At 58.1% G+C, this 17,353-nt stretch carries 17 protein-coding genes and 1 pseudogene; 10 read left to right on the forward strand and 8 right to left on the reverse strand.

The window, feature by feature from the left end; genetic code table 11:
• Window positions 1-103: 103 nt before the first annotated feature.
• From AC04SG_RS19120 to AC04SG_RS19145, 6 genes and pseudogenes are all read right to left on the reverse strand, one after another.
• A pseudogene (locus AC04SG_RS19120) lies at window positions 104-1,119 on the reverse strand (1-aminocyclopropane-1-carboxylate deaminase).
• 295 nt (window positions 1,120-1,414) lie between these two features.
• The gene (locus AC04SG_RS19125; protein WP_488552353.1) at window positions 1,415-1,624 is read right to left on the reverse strand and encodes an exopolysaccharide production repressor protein; all 210 of its coding nucleotides are present in this window, start codon (window positions 1,622-1,624) and stop codon (window positions 1,415-1,417) included.
• A 63-nt stretch (window positions 1,625-1,687) separates the two neighbouring features.
• A complete protein-coding gene (gene fdxB / locus AC04SG_RS19130) occupies window positions 1,688-2,005 on the reverse strand; it encodes a ferredoxin III, nif-specific (RefSeq protein WP_488552308.1) in 318 nt (105 codons plus the stop codon).
• Window positions 2,002-2,205 (reverse strand): CCE_0567 family metalloprotein, encoded by a 204-nt coding sequence (locus AC04SG_RS19135; RefSeq protein WP_488552309.1) that lies wholly within the window; start codon window positions 2,203-2,205, stop codon window positions 2,002-2,004. Before AC04SG_RS19135 ends, fdxB begins: the two co-directional genes overlap by 4 nt.
• A gap of 40 nt (window positions 2,206-2,245) precedes the next feature.
• Entirely contained in the window at window positions 2,246-2,701 is a 456-nt protein-coding gene (locus AC04SG_RS19140) for a DUF269 domain-containing protein (RefSeq protein WP_488552310.1), read from the reverse strand.
• 327 nt (window positions 2,702-3,028) lie between these two features.
• A complete protein-coding gene (locus tag AC04SG_RS19145) occupies window positions 3,029-4,183 on the reverse strand; it encodes a TlpA disulfide reductase family protein (RefSeq protein ID WP_488552311.1) in 1,155 nt (384 codons plus the stop codon).
• A gap of 1,429 nt (window positions 4,184-5,612) precedes the next feature.
• Here AC04SG_RS19145 and AC04SG_RS19150 point away from each other — a divergent pair.
• The 4 genes from AC04SG_RS19150 to AC04SG_RS19165 all read left to right on the forward strand — a co-directional run bounded on the left by AC04SG_RS19150 (window position 5,613) and on the right by AC04SG_RS19165 (window position 8,814).
• Window positions 5,613-5,867 (forward strand): hypothetical protein, encoded by a 255-nt coding sequence (locus AC04SG_RS19150; protein ID WP_488552312.1) that lies wholly within the window; start codon window positions 5,613-5,615, stop codon window positions 5,865-5,867.
• A 196-nt stretch (window positions 5,868-6,063) separates the two neighbouring features.
• The gene (locus AC04SG_RS19155) at window positions 6,064-6,750 is read left to right on the forward strand and encodes a response regulator (protein WP_488552313.1); all 687 of its coding nucleotides are present in this window, start codon (window positions 6,064-6,066) and stop codon (window positions 6,748-6,750) included.
• A gap of 31 nt (window positions 6,751-6,781) precedes the next feature.
• A complete protein-coding gene (locus AC04SG_RS19160; protein ID WP_488552354.1) occupies window positions 6,782-8,239 on the forward strand; it encodes a type II and III secretion system protein family protein in 1,458 nt (485 codons plus the stop codon).
• A gap of 8 nt (window positions 8,240-8,247) precedes the next feature.
• On the forward strand, window positions 8,248-8,814 hold the full coding sequence (locus AC04SG_RS19165) for a CpaD family pilus assembly lipoprotein (RefSeq protein ID WP_488552314.1): 567 nt from the start codon (window positions 8,248-8,250) through the stop codon (window positions 8,812-8,814).
• A 976-nt stretch (window positions 8,815-9,790) separates the two neighbouring features.
• On the opposite strand, the gene AC04SG_RS19170 is transcribed toward AC04SG_RS19165, so the two are convergent.
• Both AC04SG_RS19170 and AC04SG_RS19175 read right to left on the reverse strand, forming a co-directional pair.
• A complete protein-coding gene (locus tag AC04SG_RS19170) occupies window positions 9,791-11,668 on the reverse strand; it encodes an HrpF/NolX family T3SS translocon protein (protein ID WP_488552315.1) in 1,878 nt (625 codons plus the stop codon).
• Window positions 11,669-11,965: 297 nt separating this feature from the next.
• On the reverse strand, window positions 11,966-12,664 hold the full coding sequence (locus tag AC04SG_RS19175) for a secretin N-terminal domain-containing protein (RefSeq protein ID WP_488552316.1): 699 nt from the start codon (window positions 12,662-12,664) through the stop codon (window positions 11,966-11,968).
• Window positions 12,665-12,849: 185 nt separating this feature from the next.
• Between AC04SG_RS19175 and AC04SG_RS19180 the strand changes: the two genes are divergently transcribed.
• The 6 genes from AC04SG_RS19180 to AC04SG_RS19205 are packed head-to-tail and all read left to right on the forward strand — an operon-like array spanning window position 12,850 to window position 17,349.
• On the forward strand, window positions 12,850-13,344 hold the full coding sequence (locus AC04SG_RS19180) for a nodulation protein NolB (protein ID WP_488552317.1): 495 nt from the start codon (window positions 12,850-12,852) through the stop codon (window positions 13,342-13,344).
• Between the two features lie 9 nt (window positions 13,345-13,353).
• The gene (gene sctJ, locus AC04SG_RS19185; RefSeq protein WP_488552318.1) at window positions 13,354-14,220 is read left to right on the forward strand and encodes a type III secretion system inner membrane ring lipoprotein SctJ; all 867 of its coding nucleotides are present in this window, start codon (window positions 13,354-13,356) and stop codon (window positions 14,218-14,220) included.
• A gap of 13 nt (window positions 14,221-14,233) precedes the next feature.
• The gene (locus AC04SG_RS19190) at window positions 14,234-14,857 is read left to right on the forward strand and encodes a nodulation protein NolU (RefSeq protein ID WP_488552319.1); all 624 of its coding nucleotides are present in this window, start codon (window positions 14,234-14,236) and stop codon (window positions 14,855-14,857) included.
• Between the two features lies 1 nt (window position 14,858).
• A complete protein-coding gene (sctL, locus tag AC04SG_RS19195) occupies window positions 14,859-15,482 on the forward strand; it encodes a type III secretion system stator protein SctL (protein ID WP_488552320.1) in 624 nt (207 codons plus the stop codon).
• Window positions 15,479-16,837 (forward strand): type III secretion system ATPase SctN, encoded by a 1,359-nt coding sequence (gene sctN, locus AC04SG_RS19200; protein WP_488499300.1) that lies wholly within the window; start codon window positions 15,479-15,481, stop codon window positions 16,835-16,837. The genes sctL and sctN overlap by 4 nt, the downstream gene beginning before the upstream one ends.
• Window positions 16,813-17,349 carry a hypothetical protein gene (locus AC04SG_RS19205; RefSeq protein WP_488552321.1) on the forward strand — a complete coding sequence of 179 codons (537 nt, stop codon included), beginning with the start codon at window positions 16,813-16,815 and terminating at the stop codon, window positions 17,347-17,349. Before sctN ends, AC04SG_RS19205 begins: the two co-directional genes overlap by 25 nt.
• The last annotated feature ends 4 nt before the right edge of the window (window positions 17,350-17,353 follow it).

Raw genomic sequence — 17,353 nt, forward strand, 5'->3', positions numbered from 1 at the left:
ACATGATCCATCGCAGAAAAAGAACGGCCCGGAAGGTGCGGTCAACACCAACCGGGCCTTGTCTAACGCCCAGCCGGGTCATTTCTGACGCGGCCCGTATGGGTCAGCCGTTGCGAAAGCTGTAGCTGTATCCGTTGATCGCCGGCGCACCACCGAGATGCGCGAAAAGGACCCTCGAACCTTCGGCAAAAAAGCCTTTCTGGACGAGGTCGATCATCCCTTGCATCGATTTGCCCTCGTAAACGGGATCGGTAATTATACCCTCGAGCCGCGCGCACAGACGCATAGCATCCTTGGTTTGCTGGGAGGGAATGCCGTAACAGGGGTGAGCGTACTCCTCGAGCAGCACCACATCTTCCTCGACCAGTCAGTCCCATTTTGAGATCGACGAGCTCCGCTGTATGTTGCAATTGCCAGCACTTGCGCCTTGGTTTGCGCTGGAGTGGCAGAGGCATCGATACCGATGACGTTGCGATGTCGACCATCATTGGCAAATCCGACGAGCATGCCGGCATGTGTCGAGCCCGTGACGGTGCAAACCACGATAAAGTCAAATGCGAACCCAAGCTGTTTCTCCTGAGCGCGCACCTCCTCCGCGAACCCCACGTAGCCGAGACCACCATATGGGTGAACGGACGCGCCAGCTGGTATTGCATAGGGTCTGCCGCCCCTTGCCTTGACCTCATAGAGCGCCTTTTCCCAACTGCGGCGGATCCCGATGTCAAAGCCCTCGTCGACCAGGTGCACCTCTGCTCCCATGATGCGGCTCAGAAGAATGTTGCCGACACGGTCATAAACGGCATCCTCATGTGGGACCCAGCTCTCCTGAACCAGGAGGCATTTCATGCCAATCCTGGCCGCGACCGCGGCCACGATGCGCGTGTGGTTGGACTGCACGCCGCCGATGGAAACAAGCGTATCGGCATCTGAGGCGATGGCGTCGGGGATTATGTATTCGAGCTTGCGCAGCTTGTTTCCGCCAAATGCGAGTCCGGAGTTGCAGTCCTCCCGTTTAGCGTAGATTTCCACCTTTCCGCCCAGATGCATGCCAAGGCGGTCGAGTTTCTCGATGGGCGTCGGTCCAAAGGTGAGCGGGTAGCGCTCGAACTTTTGAAGCATGTTCTCTCCGGCAAAAGCCTAGTTTGCAGGGTCGGCTAAGAGGCGTGTCGCTTTTGCGGCAAGCAGCGTTGTCCAATGTTCAAGAAAAGCCCGAGCTTCTCATAAGCCAATGAATCAAGTGGTCGGCATGCGACCTGCTTCGATCGAGTCCCGCTGCAAATCGAACTGAAAAGCTGCATTCTGCGGGGACTGGAATGACTGAAATGTTGGTCTTGCCACCACGCCTCAACGAAGCCGCAACATGCGGCCAATTGCAAGACGCTCAGGCATGTCTGAGGATCCATCGGCCACCTCATTAATCGTTCGGCGCCATCCGATTTTCTTCCAACGACCGAAATGCTCCGTTCTTGCAGGCCCTGCTAGCGCAGCCGGATCGCCAGACCAGAAAGAGCACGCTTGCGAAATAGGTCAGCTGAAGGAGCAACGAACAAGCAAGTGTCGTGACCACCACTGCGCGGATGGAATGCGAAGCGACGTAGACAGTCGAAGCGACGGCACACAGCACCAGCCACAGGACGAGACAGAAGGTTCTATAGGGCAACGCAGTTCTCCTGGTTTGTCGGCCATGTCACGCAGTCATCTTGTCGGCCGCAACATGTGTCTCGCAGTTCTTCGGGCAGACGCGCGCGCAGGCTCCGCAGCCGACACAGCGGCCAGCATGGTCGACGACCATGATCATGCGATTGAGCTCGCCATCGAAATCGTCGTCTTCGCCGTCGCAGCGGCCGAGGATTTCACCCGCGTCATCGACGCCGTAAAGGTGCATGACCTCGCGCGAGCAGACCTTGAAGCAGCGGCCGCAGCCGATGCAGGTCGTGCCGTCGATAGCGGTGAGATACTGCGGCATCCAGGTGGATCCGTCGCGGGTGACGAAAGCGTTCGTCATCGCGAATTCTCCCGCGCAGCGAGGTCCCTCTTGGCAGCGTCCCACTCGGCAAAAACGGCGAACGTTTCTGCGGCAACAGTGTTGATCTCAGTCCAGTTGACCGGCAGGTCCTCGGCAAGATCGTGCAACTCCATCTTCGCAGTTCCCGCACGCGACTGCAGCCTGCGGACTTTCTTCCGCAACTCCTCGAGATCTGACATTAACCCGTCTCCGGTTTTCATCACGCCATCGCCACGCCGGTCAGGGTTCAATCTCTGCGGTCGCATCGTCGACCAGTTTGGTACCGGCTTCCGCGAGTTGCCGGACCGTCGCAAAGCCGAACCGATCGACGTCAGGAGAGAACGAACAAACACCTGGTCCCGCAAGGCACGCGCCCGGAGGCCTTACGGTTCTCATCTCCATGATTGGCGATGTCACCGGGCGGAAACGCTCCGCGATCGCAAGCCCGACGGCGGTGTAAAACATGTCGAGCCTCCACAGCACGTACGGATCGGGATAGCCCATGCCAGCAATCGCACGGAACTTTTTTTTGGTGACGATGAAGTCCGCCAGCAGCGCGGCGTCCGATCTGCCTTCCCATAAGCAGTAGGCTTCCTGGGCCCGGATCACCCGCACGAGACATCTGACGAATGGGGTGGCAAGGGCCGCTTCGTCCTCGTCGACCGCAGGGGCTAATCGCCGCGTCCCACATTTCATACTTTCCCATTCCTCTTCCTCGAAGGACGATTTCTTTGCTCGGCAACGCCTACTTCGGGCACACTTGCGCTGTCGGCGCCCGGTTCGGGGCGCGCAATTCCAAGAAATCGATGGCCTGGTGGCCGGCCTCGGGGGCGTCTTCGACTGCGCGGCCTTCGCGGTTACGCGTGCGACATCGATTGCGTCGCGATGTGACCGCAGGTCGCAAGATTGGAGCCTTGAACCTGCCGCAAACGACTTACGTGGCACTGCATCGGGCCTATTTGCTGCGGCCACGCCAAGGAAATGGACGAATTGACCAGTAAACATGCAAATTGACGTGCCTTTTTACATATTTTCCCCGGCTGGCCGCACGTTGGTATTTTCGGGAAAAGTTCTGCAGAGCCGCGCATAGAGCGCTGTCACAGTCCTCCCAGCCTTGTAGCTGGCCAAGGCCTGCAGCAGATCTGGCAGGTGATGTCGTCTCAGGCCGTCCGGAACAGGCTCCGGGTCATCGAGCGACTTCAGTGCCAGCTTCAGCAACTCGATCGCGCAATCCTTGTTGCCGCTCTCGTAAACGTACCTGGCTACTGCAGGATAGGACTGGAACTTTGGGCCTTGCGCGGGATTAAGTGCGAGAATGTGTTGGGACAACTCTTTGCCGAACGCGAAGCGCTCGGCGGACGGGAAGCGCGAATGGTCATGCGCGGGACCGAAGAGTTGGTCCAGGGCTGCAAGCATCCAGTTCTCGGAGTTTCTGTCGATCGCATCCCGAACCAATTCGCGCATGAGGGGTACGCCGGTCCACATGTCATGCATTTTGTGAACCACCAAATGCACATGAGCCAAGCGGAAATGGATATCATCCGGCATCAGGGCTACTCCCTGTTCGATTGCCGAGAGCGCCGTCCTCCAATCCTCTTTCCGTATCGCCGCACAGAACCTGTCGTAGATCGGCTTCTTCAAAGCCTCTTCGCGCGCTATTTCGTTGTGGTTTCTGGCGACCCTTTCCAGATTGGTCGCTTTCGCATCGTCGCTGGTGCGCCAGCTGCCGTTAATCACTTTCGGCAACACCGCTTCGAGTTGCCACGGGTGACCGATAAAAGCGACGTGGCCATCCCGGTCGACCACGAACGAGGTGGGCAGCCCGACAGAAAAGCTGCGCTCCCTCCAAAGCCTGTTCATTTCCCCTGAGGAATCGAATGCGACCCGATAGTTCAGATCCGAGAACTTTTCGGTCAGCCATGATTCCAGCTTGGCTCGGGCCTCAACAGGCGAGACGGCGTAGTCATCGGCAGCGGCTGCGACGACCTCAAGTCCGTCGTCCTTATATTTCTCCTGCAGTTGCACCAATTGGGACGTCGCCGCGGCAGATGGTCGGCACCAAGTTGCCCAAAACTCGACGACGTACACTTTGCCGGGGTGGAAGCTGGTGAGGGGCTTACCACGCAGCCAAGTCTCCGCCTTGATTGAAGGAGCCGGTGAGTCAATCTGCAATGCCATATTGGTCTCCAAGGCCATGCCACGAGGCAGCGACTTATGGTCGAGCTCGCTTGCATCTTAGCGAGGGGCACTCAGGTTCAAGGAAAGGAGAGCATCGCTCGCCTCGCCCGCCTGGTGCGGCCCGTTTAACTTTGTGTTGCCACATTCATTGTTGCCGGAATTCAACCAGCAAAGGTCGTGCCAACGTGCTCAGCGCCAAGTGCGGGATGACTTCGCTTGAAAGCCGCCATCATCCCAAGGTACTTTTTGTATTGAACCCGACATATTTTCTGTCGTTGTCAGGTTTCGGACATGCATCACGCGCTCACCGGCGCCGTCGGATTCCGCCGGGCTGGTCATCATTGTCCGCTTCGCGCGCGCTGGCTTGAGCTTTGTGCCATTCAGGCCTGTGGCGGCGGGTCTCGCCATTTGTAAGAGGCCGCTCCGTCCCCGTAACTCCTGTGCCCCTCGCCTGCTAGGACATTGAACCACGAGTTGGCCACGTGGCCTTGGCTCGGGACACGGTCGAGCGCCGACCGCTATGCCCCGACCACGATACTTCAATTGAGACTGCGGACGGTGCGCAACGCGGGCGGCAAGCGGTCAAAGGGTCGTCTAGCGATAAAGGAAGGTACGCGGCTCGCCGTCAGCGCGATCTATGGCGCCTCTCCACCGGCGACACGATCGAGACGCTCCTGGAGGACGCCCCGATAGTCCGTGTCGGACTTCCGAGGCATCCCTGCTTTGCGCAAACTCATCCGCAGGTCGGCCGCTCCGTGCAGTGCCCCGGACCGGTTGCGTGAGCTCCTTTATCGACGGGTGCATCTCGCTGACACGAAACCAGCATCTCAACAGGGAGGACTGCACTGCGCGCGTGCCGTCGACGAGGATCGGATTCTGTCACCGAGAACGCCGAGGATCGGCGAGCGCTCTCAAGCCCGTCGACATTTACCCTGACCTTATGATCCTCCTATGGCGCAAGCCAGCGCGCGATACCTCAACAGGCGGCGAGCATGCGCAGGGTCTCCTGCCCCCGCGGCGTCACGCCCATCTGAGGGTTGACCCAGGAACGCCTGGCCTATTTCGAACTGGGCTTAGGATAGCACGGCAGCTAGCACACCAGGAATGCATGCACCATGGAGATGGCCGTGTTTTGCGAGCAGATTGGCAATCGAAGCGTTGGGGGAAATCTGGGTGCACAGGTGATTTGACTGATTGGCTTTCGGCTTTAACTCCAATCAGTCGACAAAACGCAGCGGCGTCCGCTCCGGGCATCACGTCGCGACGTTCTGTCGGCATTGGCAAGGGAAGCCCGATAGGTGAGCATCGATCGTCGGCGAAGCGCTGCACTTGCTTCAGACAGTTGGTCTCACTCCCACGCACCGGCTGCGGCACCTATGTCGTGACAGCTTCGTCAAATCGCTATGCGCATCTGCGCTTGGGTACACCCATGTCGAAGGCTTCATCAGCCTGCACACCGATCGAGGTCATTTCGAATGTCGGTTCCTTGGACCGCATCGGGATAACCCTGAACCGATCCACCGCGTGGATGCCTCCGACCAGAACAATCGATTGGTTCTTCAAAGCTAACGCCTTTAGTCATCGAATCATTGGCTTCGGGCAACGCTGGCTGATGAAAGCAGGGCGCTACACGCAGGAGGTTCGATGCGCAGAGAAATCGCAGGCGAGGTTGGCGGCATTTTGAGCCGGCCGACCGTCGGTTTCGGTCCGCAGACAGGTCTTCACATGATCTTACGCGGCTGCCGGCATGCGGCTTGCATGCTTCAGCAATTACTCATGCGAAAGAGTGGCAACGAATGCGCTGCGCGCGACTTCTGCTGTTACCCCGGGCCTGGCTGACGGTGACGCTTAATTGATTTCCTGCATCGATGTGAGGTGACATGCGAACGTTGCTCGTTGATCATCATACGGCTTTCGTGCGCGCTGTGCGCGCTGCGCTCGTGAGTAGCGGTTTTGCCGTTGACGTAGCTTGCACTCTGGAACAGGCCTCGAGTGCATTTCATTGCGCGAGCTATGAAATTCTCCTGCTAGAGTTGGGTTTGCCCGATGGCGATGGCTTGGGCTGGCTGAAGCAGCTAAGAAGCGAGGGCCATTCGGTCCCTGCCGTCATTATGAGCGGTCTTGGCGACCCCGAGAAGCGAATCGCCATTTTCAATGGTGGCGCGGACGATTTTCTACTCAAACCGGTCAGTCCTGAAGAGCTCATCGCCAGAATGAGAGCCATTCAGCGCCGGTCGACATGGATGACCGACCCTATCCTTGTATTTGGTAACCTCAACTTCGACCCGATCAGCCGAGAGATTTGCGTGGCAGGTCGTCCTCTGACGATCGCACGACGCGAACTATGTATTCTTGAGCATCTGCTTAATCGTGCAGGCCGCATTGTGCCGCGTGAGCAGTTGGAAGGCCATCTCTATTCGTTCAACGAAGAAGTATCTACCAACGCGCTCGAAGTCGGAATCTATCGCCTACGTGGACATCTAAGGAGGTCAGGTGCAACGCCACTGATCAAGACCGTGCGGGGCATTGGTTACATTCTTGAATTGCCTGATGCGGCATCCGCATAGTTGGTCATGTGAAAGAAAGAATCTCTTGAAAATGGTTCGAACTCGTTCTCGTGGCACCAATCGGCGGCCAACCCTCATCGACGATTGGAGAGCTACCGGTTGTCCTTACTTGGGCCCTCTCCTGTGCGCACTCATGCTGTTATCGCCACTTTCTGCCGCGGCTCAAGAAAACGGGGATGACGTGAAGCCGGATGCCGCTTCCAATAGCATCCATGCCACGCTGAACCTTTCCTCTTCGCTCGGCAAGACAATCCATCTGCCCGGCCCAGCCGCTACCATCTTTGTTGCCGACCCTACGATCGCCGACTATCAGGCAGCCTCGAACAAAACCGTCTTCGTCTTCGGCAAGAAAACCGGGCGGACCAGCCTGTTCGCCTTGGATGATAAGGGCGAGGCTCTGGCCGAGCTGCATATTGTCGTCACGCAACCGATCGGCGATCTGCGGGCCATGTTAAGGGAGCAGGTCGGCGACTATCCGATCCGCGTCAAGTATACGCCGCGCGGCGCAATCCTTAGCGGTACAGCGCCCGACGCAGCAACCGTCGACACCGCGAAAAGCGTAACTGAGCAATTTCTCGGTGACGGTGCGCAGGTCGTCAACAACATCAAGGTCGCTGGTTCCTTGCAGGTCAATCTGAGTGTGCGCGTTGCCGAGGTCTCCCGTGGCGCCATGAAGCAACTGGGTATTAACCTGTCGGCCTTCGGACAATTCGGCAACTTCAAAGTTGGTTTGATAAGCGGCGACAGAGGTGCCGCCTCTGGTGCCGCTGGTGGTGGTGGTACAGCGGAAATCGGATACGACGATGGCAATGTCAGCATCGGAGCGGTGCTCGACGCGCTCGCCAAGGAGCACATTGCTTCCGTCTTGGCTGAGCCGAATCTCACTGCGATGTCCGGTCAGACCGCTAGCTTCCTCGCAGGAGGCGAATTTCCTGTCCCTGTCCCTCAGCAAAATGGGCAAGTTTCGATTGAATTCCGTCACTTCGGTGTCAGCCTCGAGTTCTTACCCACAGTTCTCAGCAACGACCAGATCAATATTCGCGTAAAGCCGGAAGTCAGTGAACTCACGTCACAAGGTGCCGTTCAAATCAACGGCATCTCAGTGCCGGCAATTTCCACTCGCCGTGCCGACACGGTCGTCGAACTCGCCAGCGGGCAAAGCTTTGCGATTGGTGGGCTGATCCGGCGTAACGTCAGCAATAGCATCAGTGCCTTCCCAGGGCTCGCCGAAGTGCCGGTCCTTGGCGCGCTGTTCCGTTCGTCCTCATTTCAAAAGGATGAGTCGGAATTGGTTATTCTGGTTACGCCTTACATCGTAAGACCGGGATCGAGCCCCGACCAGATGAGCGCGCCAACGGGCCGTATGGCTTTGCACTCGGCCAGGGGTGTCACTGTGACGAATTCGTCGGCAACAGCTCCGCGAGGTCGCGCTGCTGTGCGCAGCTCCGCGCCAGATGCCAAGAGCAGTGACGGCTTTATTATCGAATAGCAGGTAGAGTGACGTTGCGGATCAAACTTCTCTTGGTTGCCCTGACAACAAGCCTAAGTGGCTGCGTAAGCGCGCCCATTTATGTAGAGCCATCGACACCGATTCTCATCCGGCAAGAGACCACCGTCCTCATATTGCAAAGCCTTCGCGCTTCAGAACTGCAGCGTCTGCGCGTTTTCCTCGACAGGGCCAGCAGGGGTCGGCGCGATGCGCTTCGTCTTCTTATCAGCGGGTCGCCCCTGCTCAGCGCAGAGGCAGTCCATCAGGCGAAGCTGATGGGTATCGCCGCTTCCAACATCCACTTGCTGGACCAACACGACGGCCGCGCAGCGCGAATAGAGGCGATTGTCTATCAGGCCCGCCCTCCTGTGTGTCCGTCGTTTTCCAGTACGGTGCTCAACGATGAATTCTTCGACCAGACATTTGGCTGTTCGACGCGCCACAATCTCGCGGCAATGATCAACGATCCGCGCGACTTGTTCGACAACAATGCTGTCACACCAAGCAAGGGTGATCGTGCGGCCATCCCGGTTGCCAAATACAGGACATTCACCGCGGACAAAAATGGTGAGTGATTTCGTGTTCTTCTTCTTCGCCCGATAGAGTCGGCACCTGCTCCCAGGAGGCACGATCGCTGATTCTTCGAATTCGCAATGGCTGGCGCAAACTTGTTTAAATGCCCGATCGTCGCCCAATCGAGATCGTTGGACAACCCGGATGGGTACACGCTGCCCCCCCACCTCACGTCGACGGGCAGCGCTGATCATTTGCTTGGAATGCAGCGGTGACTATCACCGCGACAGGGGCCGACAATTCCCCAAGCACCCATGGCCACGGGACGACGGCAACAGCACTGAGCGGCGATCGTTGTTGGGATCTGAAAAGCTCCGCGCCGCCTTTATCGCCGGCGAACGACTTGGTTCAATGGCGAGGCGCCACCACCGAGGCCGGGCCGTCTCGAGCAAGTCAGCGCGGCTGCGTGGCCGTGAGCCACGCGGCGGCTGTTACGCAACCATGGGCCCCGGGCTATCGGAGGTCCCATCTTCGCGGGCGCCGCACCTATCAGCATGTTCGCCGTCCGCAGCTGATGATGCGGATCGGCGCGGTTTCCTTGCTATATCCAGCTAGACAAGACGGATAGCATCGTCATCATTGACACTTGGCCAGGGTCGCGACCGATGTTCGGGTTGCGGCCGGGCTGACCGGAGCTAGGTTCCACTTTGTGCGGCAATCCTTTTGAAAATCCACCTCCTATGAGGCCTTGGTGTGGCTCTCTGCTTGGCGCGCAGAATTCCTGTGGGGTTGCCTTTTCGAGCTGTACTCACCTTCTCATCGGCCAAGTGCAAAAATAGATCCACCGGATCAAGCTGGACCTGCTCTGGACCGGATCTCGAACTTCCGATTTTCCAGCCGCCGATTAGATCGGCGAGCTGGAGGCAAAGCCTGCGCGGCGCCCGATCGACCGCATGGACAAGGCACGCGCAGGAAAGCGCACGTCAGGCAATGGTGAGACAAAGCCGTTGTGCCGACCCGGTTGGGAACACCACCGGCTTATGCAGGCGCGGAGTTAAGGCGTGCGTGCAGGTTATTCAAATAACCTTCTGCATAGCTTTGAGCCACGGTAATCGGCAGATTGATCCCGGCCGTGGCGGCCTCTTCGAGCGCCTTCTTCACGAGTCCGTTGCGAATTGCCAGCTTGACCTCAGGCCCCGCAATAAGGCCGAGCGCCTGTGCTCCGATAGCGATGCCAGCTTCTTCCAGGGCATGCTTCATATTGCCTCCGGTAATGGCTGTACGGACAAGATTTTCAGCTTGCGCCTCTGCTGAAAGCGCCATCGATGCAACATCGGCTATTTGTCCGAGGCCGGGGACGAAGCTAAGCAAGCCCACCGCCGTTGCAGCCCAGTCAAGAATTTGAGAGTGAATTTTGAGCACTCCGGATACCGCATGCATGAAAGCTCCGCCGTTCTTTTTGGCTGACTTGGTATCAGGCTGGTCCGTCAGGCCCGCCATCATGTCCGAAGTGGCTTCCTGCTCCGCAGCGGTTTCAGGCACATGGGTCTTGGGCTGCTGAACGGCGCGATTCGCAGACGACATACCGTCGCAGAAGTGGGCGAAATCGTTTTTGCTGATGTCTCCGGAATCGACCGTATGCCCGCCGCCGAAGTCGAAGAAACGATGGTGGGTCTTGTAGCCTGTGATCGAATTGTTCAGCAGGCTGAACAGTAGAGGATCCGCGAGTAGCTGTGAGGCCGCTTGCTGCACTTTCGGATCCAGGCTCTTGTCCCCTGCCATCTTCGCGAGCTTATCACGAGTCAGGACACCGCTCCCAAAGAAGGCGTCCTGGTTGCTCTTGATCGTTTCGATAGTATCCAGCTCGGTTCGAGTGAGGCTCATCGCTGATGAAGCGACCTGCAGGAAATCTTCTTTATGAACCTTGTCTATCGTACCACCGTACAACTGCTTCCACTCAGATGGGTGGTCGACGAAGTACTGAGCCGCAGCAATGACCTGGGGCGGACATTTGCCGGTTTTGGCTTCGCCTGAAACGATTTGCTTGAAATCAGCCACACTGAGATTCTTCGGCAGGTTTTCGGAGTATCGGTAAAGCTCGCGCATCGCATCGCTCGCCGTCATGACCGACGGCTGCGTATTTTCAGTGGTGTCGGATGGAATGTAGTTCTTTGTGTAGTTTTGCGCTTGCTGCTCCTGAAACGCCGCAACTTGTGGGTGACCGTTGGAGAATCCGGCCAGATCCTTCGCCTTGATCTTGCCGCCGCAGCGGCCATCGCCCTGCGAGCCGATCGCGTAAAAGAGCTCTGGATCCTGCTGCAAGGCCTCGATCGCCGCTTTCAAGTCCGGTGGCGTGGAGGGATCATTGGCTTTCTCCCCCAACGATTTCCAATCGAGGGGCATTAGGTCCTTGTGACGGTTCAGCACCGCCACGATCTGCAACTCCCGATCGGTCAGCGAGCCTCCGTTCCACGTGATTCTGTCGCTTCTTATAGGCGCGGGCGCCACGGGCTGGGGATCGGTCGCAGTGGCCTGGGGATCAGTCGCAGTGGGCTGGGGCTGCTGATCCATTGCTTCGATTGCTGCCCTCATATGTGGCGGCAGAAGGTCCAGTGGGTGCCGGGACAACTCTTCCAGGGAAGACGCGGCATCCGACAGCGGTTCCGATGAGGGCCGGTACAATCCTTCAGGCAAGTCAATATTCCGCGACAGCGCATCCCGAAGCGCGAAGGGACTATCCTTTGCTTCGAGCAGGTAACTAGACAGCATCCCGTCAAAGGACGGCGCTCTTTGCTGAGTCCTGTCTAATGCAGATGCCGAGCTCGACCAAACCTGTGCGAACTGCGAAGGATTCAGGCTGTTGTCCAGCGAGAGATTCGTGCTGCTGTAAACGTTAGTGGCGCTATTGATCGACATTTTTGGCTCCTTAGACGTGACTGCAATCCCCTAAGAGGGCGACGCCAACGCGTTCATGAACTTTAACAAATCCAAGCATTGGCCGGGATGCCAACTCGCCCCTTGCCCACTTTGATTGCTCCGCTCCTTGATGGCTCGTAGGTTCAACTCTGCACAACGGCCAGTGATCGTTTGAGATCATGAATCCCACGATGAGCGGTTTAGCTTTCGAGAACCTGACGAATTGGAAAGAAATTCTCAATTAGGATGCGGTTGCTGTTGATGCCTTCTCCGGCCAACTGCGGCGATCCATAGATATCATTTCTGACTCAGCTCGGGCTTCGCGCCATCTTGCTGTGGCACGACAGAAGAATACGAGGCTTCTGGTTGCCCATCGCGGACGACCATGGTGGAGGAGCCGCGAAACAATATCATCACAGATCCCCTCGTCGGCGGCGGCGCGACGTGAGGATGCGCCTGCGCCTCCGCCACGAGGCCATTGAACGTCTGTTCCACGAGAGCGATGAAGCGCGGCGGACCGGAAACCAAGACGAGGCCATTTCCCGGCGCGGGTCTCACGACATAGCGGTTATCCGAGATGCCAAATTTATCGAGAGCCGCCTTGAACGCTTCGAAGCGAATCGAAGTCAACACAAGCATCCGCGTTTGCGCCTCATGTGCGGCAGTTACATAGAGCACAAGCCCATCATAGTACCATTGGAGATCGTACACCTTGGTCAACCGGTCGAGGAACTCGCGCGGTGGCAAATCTGGCATGCGCCCGCGAATCCGCCCCTTCACCTCGGGGCTGATGTTGATCGTGATGTTCAGGTTGTCCCCGAAGTCCTGCAACGCGGCAGAGAGATCCTGATCCAGAACTGTATACCTATAGGGTGTGGAGGGCAGCGACAGAGGGACGGCGAGAGTTGTGTGAATTCCGATGGAGAAAAAAAACCCCAGGCACAGGAGTCTCTTCAAGCTGTGCAGGATCGTGGATCGGATGAGCGTTCTTGACATGTCGTCCTGATAAACCAAAGGCTGAAACTCTCACAAGTCACTAAAGGCCGCTATGTGACTTTTTAAATGATTAACCGTGACCTTTGTCAGCTTGTTGTCAGCTTGCCTCTGTAGGCATCGACACAACAGCGGGTAACAACCGGCTCGGCTCATCCTGCGTGAGAGAGAAAACAATCGGGTATTGCATGATGACGCCTGTCACTTCGATCGCTGCCAGTCTGACGGATTCTCTTCCCCGGGTCGCCTCACCGTCATTGGGCGAACAGGCCCAGTTCGATCGCGCGCTAGCGCAGGCGGCAGCCACGATGAAAAACGATACCGCTTCTGCGCATGCGGGAGCGGCGCCAGTTGCCGCACAGTTGGATGTTCAACGCGCAGCTGCACCGACAAGCCCACTGGGCGACCGCGTGCTCGAGACGATTTCTTCAATGTACCGTAACAGCGCAGTTACGTCTGCAGCGTTTGACCATCATCTAGCCCTGCAGAAGGACGCTCTCGCTCAGCCGACACAGAAGCTCCCAGTCGAAAGTGGGGCACCCGGAACGCAGACAGGACATGATTTCGAATCGATGATTACTGATCTGCGTGATGTCTACAATGGCGTCACCCAAGTTTCCCTTATATCCAAAGGGGTCAGCGGCATCACCTCATCTGTGAACAAGCTCTTGAAAGAGGGATGAACGGCCCGCATGACTGGCTTGGCCCATGGCGAGATCATGCGTAGTCGCCCGCCTGGTTGGCGATCGCTTCATTTTGTCGTGCTGCCACTTCTCTTCGCCCTGAGTGGGTGCAAGGTCGACCTCTATACGCAATTACAGGAGCGCGAGGCGAATGAGATGGTCGCTCTTCTGATTGACAATGGAGTTGATGCGGTCCGAGTTGCCGCTAAAGATGGGACCAGCACGATCCAGGTCGACGAGAAGCTGCTTGCGCGGTCAATCAACCTGCTGAATGCCAAGGGCTTGCCCCGCCAATCTTTCAAGAACCTCGGGGAGATTTTCAGCGGATCAGGCCTGATTGCCTCGCCGACCGAGGAGCATGCCCGCTACGTCTATGCCCTGAGCGAAGAGTTGTCGCGAACGATCAGCGATATCGATGGCGTCTTCTCGGTGCGTGTTCATGTCGTTCTGCCGAACAACGACCTGTTACGATCGGGCGGCACGCCATCCTCGGCCTCGGTTTTCATCCGGCATGACGCGAAAGCAAACATCTCAGCTCTGCTGCCCAAGATAAAGATGCTCGTCGCTGACAGCATCGAAGGCCTGTCCTACGAAAAGGTCGAAGTGGTTTTGGTGCCGGTGGAACCGTCCACATATGAGCAACAGCCTCTACAGGCGACTGTTTCGGCCCAAGCACCGAGATCCGATCCAGCGCCACTTCTGGCAATCGTGACGGGTGTTGCCGCGGCTGTGTTCGCAGTGGCGTGCTGTCTTCTGGCCAGTGTTCTAAGGCGTCGGCGCAGGCAGCCATCGGGCGAACTAGCCAAGGTCGAGGGCCGCCCCGGTGGGTCAGCCGTCGAGGCTATTCGCAAAAAGCTCATCGGCTATAGGGCATAGGTAATATACCCAGATGCCGACAGTTGAGACCGCCGAGCGTGATCATGAGATTCATTTGCGTTCCGTACGCCTGAGCGATCTTGCTGCTTCGGCTCATCCAACTCGTCTTGCCGCATGTCTTGATCCGGCGTTGTCGGCTCCCACATTGGTGCAGTTGCAGAAGTGTCTCAGGCTGCAACCAAGACTGGCAGAATTGCTGCTTGACAATCAAATGGATTCGAACGGAAGCGGCTGGGGGCCGGATCTTCTGCGCGGATATGATCCGCGTCGGGCTGCTCTCCTTGCCGGGAGTATCTGGCATGCCCGTTCGCTGCTGAAGCTCGTTTCAAAGCCTCACCTCACCGCGCTTATTGGACATATCGGCGAGGATGCTCACGCGTTTGGCATCCGACACCTGGCGCATGCGATTGAAACCAGCTTGATTGCTGATCCGGAAAAACTCGCGCAGCAAATTGAGCACGATGGACATGCCTGCCTTGGCGCTTGGCTCGATGACAGTTCGGCGCTTGAGCGTAAACGCGTGCTTCTGCGGTTGCCCGTCGGGACCGCCACCGAGAACCCTGCGCCCGAACATAGGAATGCTTCGGGCCAGTTGTTTTCGCTTGTCCTGGCCCATCTTGAGACGGAGTTCCGGTGATATGACAGCCGATGTTTCCGCAGCACGCGGCGCGCCGCAGATGCGCCCAGTCGGACCACTGATACCGGGGCGTGAGCTCGATATCTGGCACAACGCCACAGAAGCACTTGACGCAGCAAAACGGTATCAAGAGCGGGTTCGCAGCCATATACGCGCAGCTTATGAGCGTGAGCGGGCGCGCGGCCATGCTGAGGGCTTGCAAGCAGGCGCGGAGGAAATGACAGGATTGGTTGCGCGGGCAGCCTCCGATGTCGGGCGACGAAAGGCGGCTCTGGAGCAGGAATTGCCACAGCTGGTAATAGAAATCCTAACCGATCTACTGGGTGCTTTCGATCCGGGCGAGCTGTTGGTGAAAGCGGTTCGCCACGCGATCGAGCGCAAATATAGCGGCGCGGAAGTTTGCCTTCATGTGTGTCCCACACAAGTCGATTTGCTCGCGCGTGCGTTTGCTGAATGCGACGGGCGGGAGGGCCGGCCGAGGGTTCGCATCGATCCGGATCCGGCCTTGTCGCCGCAACAGTGCGTGCTGTGGAGCGAGTATGGCAATGTCGATCTTGGACTTGATGCACAGTTGCGCGCACTGCGCCTTGGCTTCGGGTTGCAACACGAAGACGGCGAAGCGTGATCACGCCGGTGCCGCAGCATAATAATCTCGCCGGCAGCCGGGTTCACGATCCGGCGATCGCGTCTTTGAGGTCTACAGCAAAGCAAATCGACACGCGTGTCGTACGCGGGCGGGTCACGCGGGCTGTCGGGACACTCGTCCATGCTGTCCTGCCAGACACGCGGATTGGCGAACTCTGTTTACTGCAGGATACGCGGACTGGCCTGTCGCTCGAAGCCGAGGTGATCGGCTTGTTGGACAACGAGGTGTTGCTCACGCCAATCGGTGACTTGATGGGCCTGTCCAGCCGCGCAGAGGTCATATCCACTGGACGTATGCGTGAAGTACCAGTAGGCCAGGATTTGCTTGGCCGTGTGGTTGATAGCCGTTGCCGCCCGCTTGATGGCAAAGGCGAAATCAAGACCGCCGAAACGCGGCCGCTGCACGGCAGGGCGCCCAATCCGATGACAAGGCGTATTGTCGAGTTGCCGTTCCCGCTCGGGGTCCGTGCACTGGATGGTCTGCTCACATGCGGCGAAGGCCAGCGGATCGGCATTTATGGCGAGCCTGGCTGTGGCAAGTCGACCTTGTTGTCGCAGATCGTAAAAGGCGCTGCCGCCGACGTTATCATTGTGGCGCTCATAGGAGAGCGTGGACGTGAGGTTCGTGAATTCATCGAGCGGCATCTTGGGGAGGAGGGTCTGCGCCGCGCGGTTGTTGTCGTTGAAACCTCCGACCGCTCCGCTGTGGAGCGGGCGCAATGTGCCCCTATGGCAACCGCACTCGCGGAATACTTTCGCGAACAAGGGCTACGCGTTGCGCTCATGTTGGACTCACTGACGCGCTTCTGCCGCGCCATGCGCGAAATAGGCCTTGCCGCGGGCGAGCCGCCGACCCGGCGAGGCTTTCCGCCTTCCGTTTTTGCCATGTTGCCGGGCCTACTGGAACGTGCCGGCATGGGTGAGCACGGCTCAATCACGGCCTTCTATACCGTACTTGTCGAAGGTGATGGCACAGGCGATCCCATCGCGGAGGAATCGCGCGGCATTCTCGACGGCCATGTCGTGCTGTCACGCGCTATCGCGGCGCGATCGCATTTTCCCGCTATTGATGTACTGCAGAGCCGCAGCCGCGTGATGGACGCGGTCGTGTCCGGGGCGCATCGCAAGGCTGCATCCGTCTTCCGTGATCTCCTCTCGCGCTATGCCGAGACGGAGTTTTTGATCAACGTCGGCGAATATAAGCAAGGCGGCGATCCGCTAACGGACAGGGCTGTCGCCTCGATTGGCGAACTGAGGGAGTTTTTGCAGCAGAGCGAAGGCGAGGCGTCGGATTTTGAGGAAACGGTGGCATGGATGTCGCGTCTGACCGCGTGAATCGTATTCACGCTTCGAGGTTACGGCTTCTGAAGGATATGCAAGAGCGTAGTGCCCTTAGGGAGCTGTCCGAGAAGGAAGCCGAGTGCCGTATGGCCGCCTTAGCCGTACAGGATGCCTCCCACGGGCTCGCAATCGCACAGCAGCATTGCGCAAGGGCCGAAGCGGATCACTACCAGGAGCTGATGTCGATCGACACCTTGTCGAGCGCAGCACTCGACCATCACCACCTTCACATTGAGCGGCTTGCGACTGTGGTCAACACCAGACGCCAAACGCTTGATGATGCGCGCGCCACCCAAACAAAGGCCGAGACAGCGGCGTCCGAGACGAGGGCCTTATGGGTCAGACGTTCGGCGGCAAGGCGCAAGTGGCAACAAATCGACGATGACGTCCGGCGCGCCGTTGATATTCATTCGGAGGCCGCAGGCGAAATAGAGGCTGATGATGAGATGTCACTTCGATATGGCAGGGATTCGCTGGCCCGAATGTCGGACAACGAAATCCGATAGAGCT

This window comes from Mesorhizobium sp. CNPSo 4684, from assembly GCF_057784315.1.